We start from the raw sequence: 15,868 nt of genomic DNA, 5'->3' as shown, positions 1-15,868 counted from the left end.
CGTTGCGCCCATTCGTGTACACCAGGGTCGACACCGCCGAGCAGGCCGTCGCCCGCGCCGCGGCGGTCGACGGTGCGCTCGGCCCGACCAACTCCCCGATCCAGTTCCTGGCCGGCGGCACCAACATCGTCGACTATCTCAAGCTGTCCTGCTGGACCGCCGACGAGCTGGTCGACATCAACGGGCTCCGGGACGTGCACGGCTCGGTCGAGGTGACCGCGGAGGGGATCCGGTTCGGCTCGCTCGTCCGCCTGCACCAGGCCGCCGACCACCCGGTGGTCGGCCGGGACTACCCGGTCATCGCCGAGACGTTGCAGCGGGCCGCCAGTCAGCAGATCCGCAACATGGCCACGCTCGGCGGCAACCTGCTGCAACGCACCCGGTGCAGCTACTTCCGGGACGTCGACTACGACGAGTGCAACAAGCGCCGGCCCGGCTCGGGCTGCGCCGCGATCGGCGGGAAGAACCGGATGCACGCGGTGCTCGGGGTGAGCGACCGGTGCATCGCCAGTTATCCCGGTGACCTGGCCCAGGCACTCGTCGCACTGGACACCCGGGTGGAGACCCTCGGCCGGGACGGCGTACGAACCTTCCCGCTGCGGGACCTGCACACGGGTGCGGACCGGCCGGAGGTCGAGACCATCCTCGCGCCGGGCGAACTGATCACCGCGCTGTTCGTACCGTCGGGTCCGCACACCCGGCGCTCGACGTACCTCAAGGTACGCGACCGGGAAAGCTACGAGTTCGCGATCGCCAGCGCGGCGGTCGCGCTCGACCTCGCGGGCGACGGAACCGTCACCGACGTGCGGATCGCCCCCGGCGGACTGGCCTACCGGCCCTGGCGGGCGGACGCGGCGGAGGCGTTCCTGCGCGGCCGGGCGTTGACCACCGACAACGCGGCGCAGACCGGACGCGTCGCCCTCGCCGGGGCCGTCACCCACGGCGACAACAACCACTCCCCCGAACTCGGCGCCCGCACGGTCGCCCGAGCCCTGATGCAGGCAGCGGAAATGTAGGTGTGACGTGACGGCCCCACCAGACGGCAGGCCCACCCGCATCGGCACGCCCACCTCGCGGGTGGACGGCCGGCTGCGGGTCACCGGCGCGGTCAGGTACGGCTCCGACTTCGCCGTCCCGCACCAGGCGTACGCGTACCTGCGGACCAGCGCGATCGCCCGGGGCCGGATCACCGGCATCGACGAGACCGAGGCACGGAACCTGCCCGGAGTGCTGGAGATTCTCACCTACCGCAACGTCGGTGACGCGATCAAGCCCGGTCGGGACTTCCAGCGGCAGGGGGTGATGGACTCCACCATCGCCCCGCTCGCCTCCGACCAGGTGTGGTACGCCGGCCAGATCGTCGCGATGGTGATCGCCGAGTCGTTCGAGCAGGCCCGCGACGCCGCCGGCAGGCTCGGGATCGACTACGCGGCGGAAACCCCGAAGTCCACCTTCACCGACGACGACTTCGTGGCCGCCGAACAACCGGGCGGGGCAGACCCGGACCAGCGCTCGGGTACGGCCGACCCGGCCGAGACCGACGGCGTCGGTGACCCGGACCGTGCGCAGGCCGACGCCCCGGTGACCGTCGACACGTGGTACCGGACCCCGACCCAGCACCACAACCCGATCGAACTGTTCACCACCACCTGCACCTGGACCGGCGACAAGCTGACCGTCTGGGAGTCGTCCCGGAACGTGACCGGGTTCCGCAACGGGCTGGCCGAGCAACTGAGCATCGACCCCGCCGACATACGCGTGCTCTCGCCCTACATCGGGGGAGCGTTCGGGGCCCGGGGTTTCGTCAACCAGCGGACCGCGATCGTGGCGCTGGCCGCCCGGCGACTCAAACGCCCGGTCCGGCTGGTGGTCACCCGCTCGCAGATGTTCACCATCGCCACGTACCGGGCCGAGACCCGCCAGCACGTCCGGCTGGGCGCGGACCGGGACGGCCGGCTGCTGGCCCTGAGCCACAAGGGCTGGGAGATCAGTAGCCGGGCGGACAACTTCAAGGTCGCCGGTACGGAATCCTCGATCCGGCTGTACGAGTGCCCGAACGTGGGCTCCGCGGTCACCGTCGTGCACGCCGACCGCAACACACCGGGCTTCATGCGCAGCCCGCCCGAGGTGCCGTACCTGTTCGCGATCGAGTCCGCGATGGACGAGCTGAGTTACGCCCTCGGCATGGACCCGGTCGAGCTGCGCCGAGTCAACGACACCATGGTCGAGCCGGTCAACGGCCGCCGCTACACCTCCCGGAACCTGGTCGCGTGCCTCGACGCCGCCTCCGACGCCTTCGGCTGGGCCGACCGCGACCCGCGACCGGCCAGCATGGTCGACGGGGACTGGCAGGTCGGGTACGGCTGCGCCGGCCTGTCACTCATCACACTCGCCGGACCGGCCAGCGCGCGGATCACGGTGTCGTCGCAGGGTTGGGTGCGGGTGCAGACCGGCGGGCACGATGTCGGTGGTGGCCTCGGCACCGCGATCGCGATCATCGTCTCGGACCTGCTGGAGGTGCCGCTGGACCGGATCACGGTCGACCTCGGTGACAGCGACCTGCCGCCGGCTTCGCTCGCTGGCGGCTCGATGTCCACCGCGAGCGTGTGCAGCGCGGTAGCGAAGGCGTGCGAACAGCTCCGGGCCCGCCGGGCCGAGAGGGCGCAGGGTGACGGCGACGGCGCCGTCGAGGAGTACGCGGAGTTCCTGCCGCACGGGGCGCCGCACAACGGGATGCAGTTGCTGTACCAGGGCCGTCGCGTGGCGACCGGTGGTTACCTGATGCCGGACCGGGCCGAGTGCTCGTTCGGAGCCGTTTTCGTGGAGGCGCGCATCCACCGACAGACCCGCGAACTGCGCCTGCCCCGGATCGTCGGCGCGTACGCGGCCGGACGGATCATCAACCCGAAGGCGGCCGAGAGTCAACTGCTGGGTGCACAGATTTTCGGGGCGGCCATGGCCCTGTACGAGGCGACCGAAATCGACGACCGGTACGCCCGCTACACGAACACCAACCTCGCCGACTACCACATCCCGGTGAACGCCGACATCCTCCACCATCAGGCGATCATCATCCCGGAGACCGACGACTCGCTCAACGAACTCGGCGTCAAGGGCATCGGCGAACTCGCCACCAGCGGCGTGAACGCCGCCATCGCCAACGCCGTGCACCACGCCACCGGAATCCGGATCAGGGAACTGCCGATCCGGCTCGAGAAACTGCTCCCCACACACGCCTGACCGCGAGGACGCGGAGGTCATTTCAGTGGCAGCGAGGTGGTAGCTGTGGGCGCGACTCCAAGCTTGACTGGTTTCGGTGCCTTCGAGCGGACTCGTCCGCCCGCTCCAACGACCCGAACACGTCCCCGCCGAAAGCAGTCAGGTCATCCCGAAGGCGGCGTACCTCGACCTTGTTCGCAGCGGTGTCAACGAGGCTGATTCACCTATCCCCAAGCCCTGCCCAAAACGGCGAGAAAGCGCTATCAGGCGGCCGCGGTAATGCGATCCGGTGTTTGGGGGACGGCCGCTCGACCTCGGCGGTGCACCGGGTCAGCCTGCCGCCAGCGTGCTCGACCGGAGCATGGTCACGAGGGTATCGGGAATCAGAGAGCCGCCAGCAGGTTCCCTGACGGAGGAGACGTCATGACGGACGCTACGCCCACGGGATCGAGTTGTGCCCGTCCGGTGGATTCGCCGGCGGAAGTGGGGGGCGCCTGGGCATCAGACCCCGGCTTCGCCATCGTCGAGATGTTCACCTCGCAGGGGTGCTCGAGTTGTCCTCCGGCGGAGGAGGTGCTGAGCGAAATCGAACGCCATGCCCGGGAGCGGGGACAGCGTGTCTTCGCGCTCGGATTCCACGTGGACTACTGGGATTACCTCGGCTGGGCCGACCCGTTCGCCGACGAGGCGTACACCGCCCGGCAGCAGGCATACGCGCGTGCCTTCGGCGCCGGGCAGGTGTACACCCCACAGATGGTGGTCAACGGCACCGTCGAGTTCGTCGGCTCCGATCGTCAACAGGCGGCGACCGCGATCGCGTCCGGCTTGACAGCGGTAGCCGCCACCCCGCTGTCAATGTCGATCGCCCCCAACACCGGCGGCACGGGCAACGGGAACCGAGTAAGCGTGGACTACCAGATCGAGCGGGCGCCGAACCGGACGGTGCTGAACATAGCCGTCGTGGAGCGTGGCCTGGAAAGCGAGGTCACCCGAGGCGAAAATGCCGGGCGGACCCTGCGGCAGGACAACGTGGTACGCGCCTTCACGACAATGGACCTGAACGCCAAGACTGGACGGGTGAAGCTTGAGGTGCCGCCAGATCTCGATTCTCGGCAAGCCTCCGTGGTTGGGTACGTGCAGCATCACGGTGACAAGGCCATCGTCACCGCTGCAGCCGTCGACGTGTCCTCGACGGCCGCATAAGAGCCGCTGCCGCCTCACGATGGGGCGGCCGCGGGCAGGCAGCCGCCAGTTGACCACATCATGCAGGCCCTCCGGCGCCCACCACCCGCAGGTTCGATACCGGGAACCGGCCTTCGCCGTCAGGGACCTCATCGCTGAGCGTTGTCCCCGGGACAGAATGCAGGTCACCATCCGGCCCGACCGGGTCACGATCATCGATGACGTCTACAACGCCAGCCCCGACGCGATAAGCGCACGGTCTGCTGACCCGTGTCGCCTGGTGGCGTCTCGTGGGCCCGGACTGTGCCCGGAATAGAGGTCAAGAGCCCGCCCCCCTGAAATTCGGGGGCGGGCTCTTGACTGGTGTTCCGTTTGTAGCGGGGACAGGATTTGAACCTGCGACCTCTGGGTTATGAGCCCAGCGAGCTACCGAGCTGCTCCACCCCGCGTCGCTGGACTGAACACTAGCGCATCCGTGCCGTTAACCCCGCATCGGGCCTGCCGTTACCCAGCCTCAATGGACCCCGAGGGTCCACCCGCGAGCGGTCCGGACGACGGTTGTACGGTCCCGGGATGCCCGACGTCGAGCGCCTGACATTGATAACCACCACACCGTGGCTCGCCGATCTCCTGGCCAGCCTCTGCGACCTGGACTTTTCCCGTACGGAGCACGGGCCGGTGGAGCCGGTCCGGCTGGCGGGCGGGGAACCGTTGGAGATGTTCGCCGGGGACGCGTCCGGTGGCGCGTTCCTGTTCGCCGGGAGTGGCGGCGAGGAGCGGCCGGTGGTGTACGCCGGGTCGGAGGGCGAGGGTGGGCTGATCGCGATCGGGTTGGCCGACGCACTGGCCGCCGTGATCGAACTGCCGAGCCTGCACGACGCTCTGTCACTGCCGTACGGCACCGATGGCGGCGCCGCCCTGCGGGAGCGGCTCGACGAGGCCGAGCGGGAGATCCGGGAGGACTGGCCGGACCTCGACGCGCAACGGGCACGGTTGCGCGACGCCCTGCACCTACCACCGCCGGACGGCGTGCTGGAGCGGCTGCACGCGGCTGCCGCCGATCACGCCTACCTCCCGGTCAGCGAGCACGGCACGTACGAGCCGATGCTGGTTACGGCCTAGTTGTCACGAGGCCAGTCGCAAGGCCGGCGCTGGCGACCCTCCCGACAGTTCGGGTCCGGCCACGATGGAGGGACCGTGACCCACGCCACGGACAGGAATTGAGTCGGGTCGACTCAAGTTGTACCGGGTGCCGGTCGAAGAGGGACCGGCCCAGTGGCACCCGAGGAGAAACCGATGAGCACTCTCTCGCTGTGGACCCGGCGCGACCCGTTCGCGGAGTTCGACGCCCTGGTCCGTAACGCCTTCGGCCCGGTCGTGACGCGACCCGCCAACCAGCCCGCACGTTTCACGCCGGCCGCGGAAATCAGCCGGGACGGGGACGACGCACTGGTCCGGGTCGAGTTGCCCGGACTGGACATCGCCAACGACGTCTCGGTCGAGGTCGACCGCGGTCTGCTGGTCGTCAGCGGTGAGCGCCGCGACGAGCGGACCGGGGAGCAGGGCGGCCGGAGCCTGCGCGAGCTGCGCTACGGCTCGTTCCGCCGATCCTTCACCCTGCCCACGCACGTGACGGCCGACGCGGTCAGCGCTTCGTACGACGCGGGTGTGCTGAGCGTCCGGGTGACCGGCGCGTACGCCGGGACCGGACCGCAGCGGATCACGGTCACCGCCGCCACCCCGGCCGTCGGGTCCACCGAGGCGCCGGCCGACCAGCCCGGAGTCTGAACCGGGACGCCGGTGACGTAACGCCGGCAGGGCGGGAAACCGGGCCCGGTCACCAGTTGGTGGCCGGGCCCGTTCGTCTGTCCAGGGTGGCCGGACCGGGCCGGGGCCCGCAGCAGCGGCATCGCCGCCGGACCCCGGGCGAGCCCGACCATCCGCGAGACCGGAAGTGCCGCCTCTTCGCTGCCGAGCCGGACCGCCGACCGCCCGCGCCCGGTTACGGGCCGGCGAGTTGGCTGCCGGACGCGACCTTCGCCGCGACCGCCTCGGCCCCGTCTGCCATCGCCTCCACGAGTCGGGGCCGACCCACCGGGGGCAGCAACCGGCCGGCCCGCCAGGCGATCCCGATTCCGGCGGCCAGCACCAGCAACGCGCCGAGCGTCTGGAGCAGACCGATCGCCATGCCGCCGACGCCGACCATCGGCGCGGCGAACATCAGCAACCAGCCGTCGGAGTAACTGAACACCCCCGAGTGCAGCACCGCCCAGCCGGACAGCACCCAGCCCAGGGTGTAGAGGCTGGCGCCCGCCAGGGCCAGCGCGCGTCCGGCGCCGCCGTACAGCGTGGTTTCTTCGGGCAGTCCGGCGAAGGGCAGCATCAGCATCGCGCCGGCGAGGGCCACCAGCAGGCCGGCGGTCGCGGTGCCCCGGCTGCGGGCGGTCACCAGCAGCCCCGTGATCGCCATCAGTCCCAGCAGGCTCAGCAGGGTCGCGATGACCCACAGGACCAGCGGGAACGAGTGGCCGTCGGCCGAGGCTGGTGTGGCACCGTCCCCGACGAGGGTGACGATGCCGTACAGGACGGCGGATCCGGGCAGGATCCAGACCGCGCTGCGGGCGAACCTGCGCAACGACCAGGCCCAGGTGGTGTCGGTGGCGGGTTGGGGCTCGGCGCCCTCCTCGAAGAAGGGAAGCAGGTCGAACCCGCCGCCCGGCCTGGTCGGGCGAGCCGGTGACCGGCGTACGGACGACGGCCCCGTCACCGATCGCTTGGGCTTCATCGGGTGGCTCATGCGTCACCTCGCTCCACTGGCCGTGACTGTCGCGCCGGGAATCGATCCGACTCCGGCGACCCGAACCCGTCGCCGCCCCCGGCTCCAGCCCGATCGTGACAAACCCCGACGTAGCGGCGCGCGGCTTCGCCGTTTTCCGCCCCACTCGTTTCCCGGACCGTGCCGGGTTCGTACCACGGTGGGCATAAACCGAACCGCCCCGGTCGGGTGACCGGGGCGGTGCTGTCCTGCGGCGAGCGGTCAGGCCCGTTCGTTGGGCTCCTGGCTGGCGGTCGTGTCACCGAGCAGGCTGGCCGGCGGGACCGGCTCCGGGGCGGGCAGCCCCTGCGGCTGGGCGGCCGGTCGGGAACTCACCTGCGCCTCGGCTGCGCGTACCTGGTCGTGCACCTCCTGGGCGGCTGCGGCGGCGGCCCGTGCCGCCTCGGCGGCCTCGCGCTCGACGGCGCTCGCGTCGCTCTCCGCCTCCGGTGTGGGCACGTCATGCGCGGCCCCGGCCAGCCCGCCGAGCGCGCCGCCGAGTCCTTCGAGCGCCTTGGTCAGCTCGGCCGGTACGACCCAGATCTTGCTGGCCTGCCCGTTGGCGATCTGCGGCAACGCTTGAAGGTATTGGTAGGCGAGCACCTTCTGGCTCGGGTTCGACTGGTGGATCGCCGAGAAGACGGTACGGATGGCCTTCGCCTGCCCCTCGGCCTGGAGGATCTGGGCCTGCCGGTTACCGTCGGCGCGCAGTACGGCGGCCTGCTTCTCACCCTCGGCGGTGAGGATCTGGGACTGCTTCTGCCCCTCGGCGTTCAGGATCGCGGCCCGGCGGTCCCGCTCGGCGCGCATCTGCTTCTCCATCGAGTCCCGGATGCTGGCCGGCGGCTCGATCGCCTTGATCTCCACCCGGGTGACCTTGATGCCCCACCGGCCGGTGGTCTCGTCGAGCACCCCGGACAGGTGCCGGTTGATCTCCTCGCGGCTGGTCAGCGCCCGCTCCAGGTCGAGCGAGCCGATGACGTTACGCAGGGTGGTGACGGTGAGCTGCTCGATCGCCTGGAGGAAGTTGGAGATCTCGTAGGTCGCCCGGACCGAGTCGACCACCTTGAAGTAGAGCACCGTGTCGATCGAGACGACCAGGTTGTCCGAGGTGATCACCGGCTGGGGCGGGAAGCTGACCACCTGCTCGCGCATGTCGACCTTGGTGCGTACCGCGTCGATGAACGGCACCAGCAGGTTCAGCCCCGGGTTCAGGGTGCGCTTGTATTTTCCGAGCCGTTCGACCACATCCTGCCGCTGCTGCGGCACGATCCGTACCGCCTTGGCGAACGTGATCACGACGAGCAGAGCCACGGCGGCGAACAGCACCGCTATCGCCACATCCATACCGCTCACCTTTTCGTATCTGGTAGTGCGTCGGTAGATGAATCATCCCGCCAGACCATGGCGGTGACACCTTTGAGCTCGATCACCCGGACCCGTTCTCCGGGCTGGAACACCTGGGTGACGTCGTAGGAGCGGGCGGTCCAGATCTCACCGTCGATCCTGACCACGCCGTGGTGGGTGTCCACCTGCTCCAGCACCAGGGCATCCGACCCCTCGATCGCCTCGACCCCGAACGGCGTCTCGCCGCTCTCCAGCGCCGATCGTCGGTGCCGCCGGATCACCGGCCGGACCGCGACCACGCTCAGCGCCGACACCACGGCGAAGACGAGCACCTGCACCGCGACCGGTGCACCGAGGGCGGCGACGCCGGCGGTGGCGAGCGCGGCGATGCCGAACATGAGGAGGAAGAGCGTCGTGGTGAAGATCTCGGCCACCAGCAACCCGACGCCCAGGATGATCCACAGCAGGGGTTCCACCATTGAATCCTGTCACGGCCGCGCACGTCGTGCCGACCGCCGAAGATCGTCCGGGTCGGTAGGATCACCGCTTGCCGTACCCGGTCGCCGTCCGGCGTCGACCCAGGGAGCCGATGATCATGGCACTGCTGCTCGAGACCACCCGACGCCTCGACAACCTGGTGATCCGTACCCAGGCGGACGCGGCGGTGCCGACGCTCGTCGCCGGGGTGGTCCGCGACGGGGTGCTCACCCACGTGAGCAGCGCCGGTGAACCACCCCAGGACCCGACCACCCAGTTCCGGATCGGCTCGATCACCAAGACCATGACCGCCGTCCTGGTGCTCCGGCTGCGGGACGAGGGGCGGGTGGACCTGGAAGATCCGCTCGACCGGCACCTGCCCGGCACCCCCGTCGGCCGGGTCACCCTCCGGCAACTGCTCGGGCACGCCAGCGGCCTGCAACGCGAACCCGACGGGGACGGCTGGTGGGAACGGTCCGAGGGCGTGGACCTGGCCACCCTGCTCGCCGGACTCACCCCGGCCAAGCTCGCCCACCCGCCGCACCGCACCTACCACTACTCGAACCTGGCGTACGGGCTGCTCGGCGGCGCGCTGGAGCGGCTCACCGGGCAGTCGTGGTGGGAGTTGATCCGGGAACGCCTGCTCGGCCCGCTGGGGATGACCCGCACGTCGTACCAGGCGCAGGAGCCGTTCGCCCGTGGTTACCTGGTCCATCCGTGGCACGGGACGCTGCGCGAGGAACCCCGTACGGACACCGGTGCGATGGCGCCGGCCGGGCAGCTCTGGGCCAGCGTGCCCGACCTCGCCCGGTGGGCGGCGTTCCTGGCCGACCCGGACCCGGCCGTGATCGCACCGGAGACGGTGACCGAGATGTGCGTTCCGGTGGCGATCGGCGACCCGGAGTCGTGGACCTCCGGGCACGGGCTCGGGCTGGAGCTGTACCGCACCGGCGAACGGGTCTACGTGGGGCACGGGGGTTCGATGCCCGGCTACGTCGCCGGTCTGGCGGTGCACCGGCGGTCGCGGACCGGGGTGGTCACCTTCGCCAACGCGTACGGCTTCCGCAGCGGCTCGATCGGCGCCACCACCCGTCACCTGCTGACCGAGGTGCTCGACCACGAACCCGAACCGGTCAAGCCGTGGCGTCCCGCCGCCGGACCGCCCGAGCCTGCGGTGGCCGAGCTGACCGGCCGGTGGTGGTGGATGGGTCGGGAGTTCGAGGCGTCCTGGGACGGAGAGGCGGAGGAACTGGTGTTCTCCCTGCTCCGCCCGGCCGGGGCGGCGCCGTGGCGGTTCGGCCGGGTCGACGCCGACCACTGGCGGGGCAGGTCCGGGATGAACGACGGCGAGATCCTGGCCGTACGCCGGGACCCGGCCGGCGCGGTACGGACGCTCGACATCGCGACCTTCGTCCTCACCCGCGACCCGGACCGGCTCGACTGACCCCGGCTCGGCTCGGCGCGCCCGGCCGCGACCGCTCGGCTCAGCCGATCGGGGCCGGGTCCGGTTCGCGGGCGGACTGGTCGACCGCCGGGTGCCGGTGCAGCAGTCGGATGGCCACCGCACCCAGGCCGATCGGGATCGCGCCGAGCGCGGCGATCTCCAGCGTCTCCCGGTTGGTGACCGTGACCAGGTCCCAGTCCGGGCCGGCGAGCTGCGCGCAGGTCTGGAACAGCAGGTGGAAGCCGATCGGGGCCCACAGGCTGCCGGTCACCATCCGGATCAGGCCGAGGACGAACCCGAACCCGAGGAAGATCACCGCCCGCCCGACGTCGGCACCGAGTGCCAGGCCGAAGAGGCTGAACAGGACCGCCTGGGCACACACCGCCAGCCACGCCGGCACCGCGGTCACCAGGTTTCGGTAGAGGTACCCCCGGAAGATCAGCTCCTCGGGCAGCGCCTCGTAGAGGAGGACGAGCAGCAGCAGCCCGGCGGCGGACAGGACCACCTCCCCAACGGAGGCGTGCACGCTCAGCGTCGCCCAGCCGAGCCCCAGGACCACGGCCAGGCCGATCGGGAGCGGGACGAGGTACGCGGCGGCACCGACCAGCAACGGCCGCCAGCCCTGCGACGGCGGGGCGAGTCGCAGGCCGGCCCACGGGCGCCGGTCCAGGAACCGGCGGGCCAGCACCACCATCGGTACGACCAGCGCGGTGATCGCGACCGCCCGGAACACGTGACCGGCGCGGTCGTACCCCGAGCCGAAGATCCACTCGGCGACCCCGTAGACCGATCGCCAGATCACCACCCCGGCGACCAACACGATCAGCACCCGCCACCCGAGGCCGAGTCTTCGCTCCCCGCCGCCGTTACCCACTTCCCCCGTATGCATGGCCATCAGTCTCGGCCAACGGGTCAAGGAAACGACGACCCCGAATCAGTCCTGCGGGACGGTGACGAAGTCGATCAACCGCTCGACCGCGTTGATCAACGGGGTCTCGACGTCGTGGAAGCTCGACACCCGCGACAGGATCAACCGCCACATCTCCGCCGGCTCGGCCACCCCGAGCGCCGCACAGACGCCCTCCTTCCACGGCTGCCCCGGCGGCACCACCGGCCACGCCCGGATGCCCAGCTTCGCCGGCTTCACCGCCTGCCACACGTCGACGTACGGATGCCCGGTCACCAGCACGTGCGGGGAGGTCACCCCGGCCACGATCCGGCTCTCCTTCGAACCCGCCACCAGATGGTCGACCAGCACCCCGAGCCGACGCTGCGGGGAGGGCCCGAAGTCGCGTACGTGCGCGGCCAGCTCGTCGATGCCGTCGAGAGGCTCCACCACCACACCCTCGATCCGCAGGTCGTCGCCCCAGATCCGCTCCACCAACGCGGCGTCGTGGATCCCCTCGACCCAGATCCGGCTGGCCTTGGCCACCTGGGCGCGTACGCCGGCCACGGCGACCGAACCGGAAGCGGTGCGTTGGCGCCCGCCCGGAGGCTTGGCCGGCGCTGGCCGGCGCAACGTGACCGGGGAACCGTCGAGCAGGAACGCCGCCGGCAGCAACGGGAAGTTGCGTCGCCGACCCCGCCGGTCCTCCAGCACCACCGCACCCGACTCGAACCCGACCACGGCGCCACAGAACCCCGAGTCGGCGTCCTCCACCACCAGGTCCGGCTCGGCGTCCACCTCCGGCACCGTCCGGCGTCGCCGCCAGTCACCGGCGAGCACATCCTTGCCGTACATCCTCCCCATGTCGGGGACGCTAACCCGATTCGGGTGATCGGTGACGCAGACGCGCCGCCGGGCCGGGGGCCGAGACAGGGCCGCGGTGAACACGTACCCTTGCCTGCATGTCCCCCGCAACGGGCGCGGCGACCCTTGCGCCGCGCCGGTCGAGCCGGTTCGTGGCCTGGGTACGCGCATGGCGCGCCGGGCTGGTGCCGTATGACGAGGTCGCCGACGAGGTGGCCGGTGACGAGGAACATCTCGTCGCCGACGCTCCCGGCACCTGGACCGACGTGCCGCTCGCCGACGCCCTGCCCACCCTGTCGAAGCTCTCCCCGGACGAGATCCGGCTGGTGCTGCCCGCACCCGGCGATCCGCGCGGCCTGCCCGGCCCCGGACCGTTCGCGGGTGCGGCGCTGGTCGCGGGCGAGGCGGTGGTCGCCGGCACGCTGGGGCTGATCCCCGAGGTGCGGAATCACACCTCCGGCTCCGGGGTGACCTTCGAAACCGTGCTGTGGCGGGTCTACCCGCTGCCGGAGACCGCGCCCGCCGCGGCACTCGGCAGTCCCGGTCCGGCCGAGGCCGAGGCCGACCTGTCCACCGCCCTCGCCGAGGCGACCGCGGCGCTGACCCGACTCGACGTGGCCCACTGGCGGCCCGAGCTGGCCGGCGCCCTGGCCGCGCTGCGCCGGCCGGACGGCGGGACCGACCTGCCGCCGGGCTTCGACCCGCGGGCCCGCCGGCTGTTCGCCCGGGCCAGCGTGCTCGACCAGGTGCTGGCACTGGCCGAACACGTCGCACCGGGCGGTGCGGTCAACGGGTACGAGGCACAGCAGCGCGACGCCGCCCTGCGTCCGCTGACGGTGGCCTGCCGGCGTGCCCTGGTGGCCGCCTGCAACGCCCCGCTGGCCGCCTGACCCGACCACCCGCGCTCGGGTCAGATCTCGTCCATCAGGTCGACCACCGAGTTGATGATCCGCGACGGCCGGTACGGGTAACGCTCCGCCTCGATCTTGGTGCTGATCCCGGTGAGCACCAGGATGGTTTCCAGCCCGGCCTCCAGTCCACAGAGGATGTCGGTGTCCATCCGGTCGCCGATCATCGCGGTGGACTCGGAATGCGCGTTGATGGTGTTCAGCGCCGACCGCATCATCATCGGATTGGGCTTGCCGACGAAGTACGGCTCCACCCCGGTCGCCTTCGAGATCATCGCCGCGACCGAACCCGCGGCCGGCAGCAGACCCTCGTTCGACGGCCCGGTCACGTCCGGGTTGGTGCAGATGAAACGGGCCCCGGCCTCGATCAGCCGGACCGCCTTGGTGATCGCCTCGAAGCTGTACGTCCGGGTCTCCCCCAGCACCACGTAGTCCGGGGCGAAGTCGGTGAGGATGTAACCGACGGCGTGCATGGCCGTGGTCAAACCCGCCTCGCCGATCACGTACGCGGTGCCGCCGGGGCGCTGGTCGGCGAGGAACTGCGCGGTGGCCAGCGCCGCCGTCCAGATCGCCTGCTCGGGCACCTCGAAGCCCATCCGGGCCAACCGGGCCTGGAGGTCCCGTGGGGTGTAGATGGAGTTGTTGGTCAGCACCAGGAACGGCTTGCCGGACGAGCGCAGCCGGTTGATGAACTCGGGCGCCCCCGGTACCGGCTGTCCCTCGTGCACCAGCACGCCGTCCATGTCGGTGAGCCAGCTCTGCACGGGCTTCCGATCCCTCATGCCGTCCCCTCGCTACGCCTCGTCCCGCCCGCGGTCCCGACCCGGTGGTCAGGGGCGCCGGGCCGGCACACAGCAACCCGCCGGGCAGGTGTCCCAGACCGGGAGCGTACCCAGGCGACGTCGCGGCGACGTATCCGGCGGGTTAACCCGCTCGATGACCAGCTCCCGCACCATGGCGACGAACCGGGGATCGGTGCCGGGGGTGGCGGCGCGGGCGTAGTCCAGCCCGAGCTGCTTCGCCGTGGCGGCAGCCTCGGTGTCCAGGTCCCACACCACCTCCAGGTGGTCGGAGACGAACCCGATCGGGCTGACCACCACCGAGCTGACCCCGTCGGCGGCCAGCACCGCGAGGTGGTCGTTGATGTCCGGCTCCAGCCACGGGACGTGCGGCGGGCCGGACCGGCTCTGCCACACCAGGTCGTACGGCAGGTCGGGGGCGGCCGCGGCGGCGACCAGGGCGGCGGTCTCGCGTAGCTGTGCCACGTACCGTCCGCCCTGGGGTCCGGCGGCGGCGGCCATCGCGGTGGGCACCGAGTGGGCGGTGAAGACCAGCCGGGTGCTGGCCCGGCGGGCCGGGTCGAGCGTGGCCAGCGCGGCCCGGACCGCGTCGGCGTGCGGCTCGACGAAGCCGGGGTGGTCCCAGAACTGGCGCAGCTTGTCGATCATCGGCGCCTCCGGCCCGACCGCCGAGCGGGCGGCGACCAGGTCCTCCTGGTACTGCCGGCAGGAGGAGTAGCCGCCGTACGCGCTGGTGACGAAGGCGAGGGCGGTGCCGATCCCGTCGGCGCGCATCTCGGCCACGGTGTCGGCGAGCAGCGGGTGCCAGTTCCGGTTGCCCCAGTAGAGCGGAAGGTCGACGCCGTTCGCGGCGAAGTCGGCCCGGATCGCCGCGAGCAGGTCACGGTTCTGCTGGTTGATCGGGGAGACGCCACCGAAGTGCTGGTAGTGCTCGGCGACCTGGGCCAGCCGCTCGGGGGGCACGCCACGGCCTCGGGTCACGTTCGCCAGGAACGGCAACACGTCGTCGGGCCGTTCCGGGCCGCCGAATCCGACCAGCAGCAGTGCCTCGTACGCCATGGAACGTATTCTCGCGCGGCCACGCGCGCGGCGTGGCAGGACCCCGGGCCGGAGCGAGCGCGGTTACCCCGGGGCCCTACCGGACGCGTCAGGCGCCGAGGGCGTGGTATCCGCCGTCGACGTGCACGATCTCACCCGTGGTGGCCGGGAACCAGTCGGAGAGCAGCGCCAGGCAGGCCCGCGCGGCCGGTTCCTGGTCGGTCAGGTCCCAGCCCAGCGGGGCGCGCTCGGCCCAGGCGTTCTCGAACTGCTCGAAGCCGGGGATCGACTTGGCCGCCATGGTGCGCAGCGGACCGGCCGAGACCAGGTTGCTGCGGATCCCCTTCTTGCCCAGGTGCAGCGCCAGGTAGCGGGAGGCGGACTCCAGCCCGGCCTTGGCCACGCCCATCCAGTCGTAGACCGGCCACGCCTTGGTGGCGTCGAAGGTGAGCCCGACCACCGAGCCGCCGGACGACATCAGCGGCAGCGCCGCCATCGCCAGCGACTTGTACGAGTACGTGGAGACGTGCAGCGCGGTGGCCACGTCCTCCCACGGGGCGTCGAGGAAGCCCCCACCGAGGCAGCTCGCCGGCGCGAACCCGACCGAGTGCACCACCCCGTCGAGGCCGTCGACGTGCTCGCGTACCCGGTCGGCGAGCCCGGCCAACTGCTCGGCGTTCGTCACGTCCAGCTCGATCACCGGCGCGGGCGCGGGCAGCCGCTTGGCGATCCGCTCGACCAGCGAGAGCCGCCCGAACCCGGTGAGGACGACGGTCGCGCCGTTCTCCTGGGCGAGCTTCGCCACCGAGAAGGCGATCGACTGGTCGGTGATGACACCGGTGACGAGCAGCCGCTTACCGGCCAGGAGTCCAGACACGTGTAGCTCCT

At 71.2% G+C, this 15,868-nt stretch carries 15 protein-coding genes and 1 tRNA gene; 7 read left to right on the top strand and 9 right to left on the bottom strand.

The window, feature by feature from the left end; all coding sequences use genetic code 11:
* Positions 1-14 precede the first annotated feature (14 nt).
* From OIE47_RS25400 to OIE47_RS25390, 3 genes are all read left to right on the top strand, one after another.
* Positions 15-1,016, top strand: coding sequence for an FAD binding domain-containing protein (locus OIE47_RS25400; protein ID WP_326557025.1), 1,002 nt, complete (start codon positions 15-17; stop codon positions 1,014-1,016).
* Positions 1,017-1,023: 7 nt separating this feature from the next.
* Complete coding sequence (locus OIE47_RS25395) at positions 1,024-3,240, top strand: xanthine dehydrogenase family protein molybdopterin-binding subunit (RefSeq protein WP_326557024.1); 2,217 nt, start codon at positions 1,024-1,026, stop codon at positions 3,238-3,240.
* A 402-nt stretch (positions 3,241-3,642) separates the two neighbouring features.
* Positions 3,643-4,422 (top strand): DUF1223 domain-containing protein, encoded by a 780-nt coding sequence (locus OIE47_RS25390; protein ID WP_326557023.1) that lies wholly within the window; start codon positions 3,643-3,645, stop codon positions 4,420-4,422.
* 354 nt (positions 4,423-4,776) lie between these two features.
* Here OIE47_RS25390 and OIE47_RS25385 read toward each other — a convergent pair.
* Positions 4,777-4,850 (bottom strand) — tRNA-Met (locus tag OIE47_RS25385).
* A 124-nt stretch (positions 4,851-4,974) separates the two neighbouring features.
* Here OIE47_RS25385 and OIE47_RS25380 point away from each other — a divergent pair.
* Positions 4,975-5,523, top strand: a complete 549-nt coding sequence (locus tag OIE47_RS25380) for a hypothetical protein (protein WP_326557022.1) — start codon at positions 4,975-4,977, stop codon at positions 5,521-5,523.
* 174 nt (positions 5,524-5,697) lie between these two features.
* Positions 5,698-6,189: an Hsp20/alpha crystallin family protein gene (locus OIE47_RS25375; protein WP_326557021.1), complete on the top strand. Its 492-nt coding sequence runs from the start codon at positions 5,698-5,700 to the stop codon at positions 6,187-6,189.
* 214 nt (positions 6,190-6,403) lie between these two features.
* On the opposite strand, the gene OIE47_RS25370 is transcribed toward OIE47_RS25375, so the two are convergent.
* The 3 genes from OIE47_RS25370 to OIE47_RS25360 form a co-directional block, all read right to left on the bottom strand.
* Positions 6,404-7,186 (bottom strand): hypothetical protein, encoded by a 783-nt coding sequence (locus tag OIE47_RS25370; protein ID WP_326557020.1) that lies wholly within the window; start codon positions 7,184-7,186, stop codon positions 6,404-6,406.
* 252 nt (positions 7,187-7,438) lie between these two features.
* Positions 7,439-8,563 carry an SPFH domain-containing protein gene (locus OIE47_RS25365; RefSeq protein WP_326557019.1) on the bottom strand — a complete coding sequence of 375 codons (1,125 nt, stop codon included), beginning with the start codon at positions 8,561-8,563 and terminating at the stop codon, positions 7,439-7,441.
* A gap of 5 nt (positions 8,564-8,568) precedes the next feature.
* Positions 8,569-9,039: an NfeD family protein gene (locus tag OIE47_RS25360; RefSeq protein WP_326557018.1), complete on the bottom strand. Its 471-nt coding sequence runs from the start codon at positions 9,037-9,039 to the stop codon at positions 8,569-8,571.
* Between the two features lie 119 nt (positions 9,040-9,158).
* Here OIE47_RS25360 and OIE47_RS25355 point away from each other — a divergent pair, with 119 nt between their 5' ends.
* Positions 9,159-10,484 carry a serine hydrolase domain-containing protein gene (locus OIE47_RS25355; protein WP_326557017.1) on the top strand — a complete coding sequence of 442 codons (1,326 nt, stop codon included), beginning with the start codon at positions 9,159-9,161 and terminating at the stop codon, positions 10,482-10,484.
* 40 nt (positions 10,485-10,524) lie between these two features.
* On the opposite strand, the gene OIE47_RS25350 is transcribed toward OIE47_RS25355, so the two are convergent.
* On the bottom strand, positions 10,525-11,373 hold the full coding sequence (locus OIE47_RS25350) for a CPBP family intramembrane glutamic endopeptidase (RefSeq protein ID WP_326557016.1): 849 nt from the start codon (positions 11,371-11,373) through the stop codon (positions 10,525-10,527).
* A gap of 45 nt (positions 11,374-11,418) precedes the next feature.
* Complete coding sequence (locus OIE47_RS25345) at positions 11,419-12,234, bottom strand: DUF3097 domain-containing protein (RefSeq protein ID WP_326557015.1); 816 nt, start codon at positions 12,232-12,234, stop codon at positions 11,419-11,421.
* Positions 12,235-12,332: 98 nt separating this feature from the next.
* On the opposite strand from OIE47_RS25345, the gene OIE47_RS25340 reads away from it, so the two are divergent.
* Positions 12,333-13,124 carry a hypothetical protein gene (locus OIE47_RS25340; protein ID WP_326557014.1) on the top strand — a complete coding sequence of 264 codons (792 nt, stop codon included), beginning with the start codon at positions 12,333-12,335 and terminating at the stop codon, positions 13,122-13,124.
* 20 nt (positions 13,125-13,144) lie between these two features.
* On the opposite strand, the gene OIE47_RS25335 is transcribed toward OIE47_RS25340, so the two are convergent.
* From OIE47_RS25335 to fabI, 3 genes are all read right to left on the bottom strand, one after another.
* Complete coding sequence (locus tag OIE47_RS25335; protein WP_326557013.1) at positions 13,145-13,924, bottom strand: HAD-IIA family hydrolase; 780 nt, start codon at positions 13,922-13,924, stop codon at positions 13,145-13,147.
* A 48-nt stretch (positions 13,925-13,972) separates the two neighbouring features.
* Positions 13,973-15,001 carry a ferrochelatase gene (locus tag OIE47_RS25330; RefSeq protein WP_326557012.1) on the bottom strand — a complete coding sequence of 343 codons (1,029 nt, stop codon included), beginning with the start codon at positions 14,999-15,001 and terminating at the stop codon, positions 13,973-13,975.
* Positions 15,002-15,089: 88 nt separating this feature from the next.
* Positions 15,090-15,857, bottom strand: a complete 768-nt coding sequence (gene fabI, locus OIE47_RS25325) for an enoyl-ACP reductase FabI (protein ID WP_326557011.1) — start codon at positions 15,855-15,857, stop codon at positions 15,090-15,092.
* Positions 15,858-15,868 lie beyond the last annotated feature (11 nt).

The organism is Micromonospora sp. NBC_01796 (assembly GCF_035917455.1).
In the GTDB taxonomy this organism is placed as follows: domain Bacteria; phylum Actinomycetota; class Actinomycetes; order Mycobacteriales; family Micromonosporaceae; genus Micromonospora_G.
This window is presented reverse-complemented; position numbering and strand designations above follow the sequence as displayed.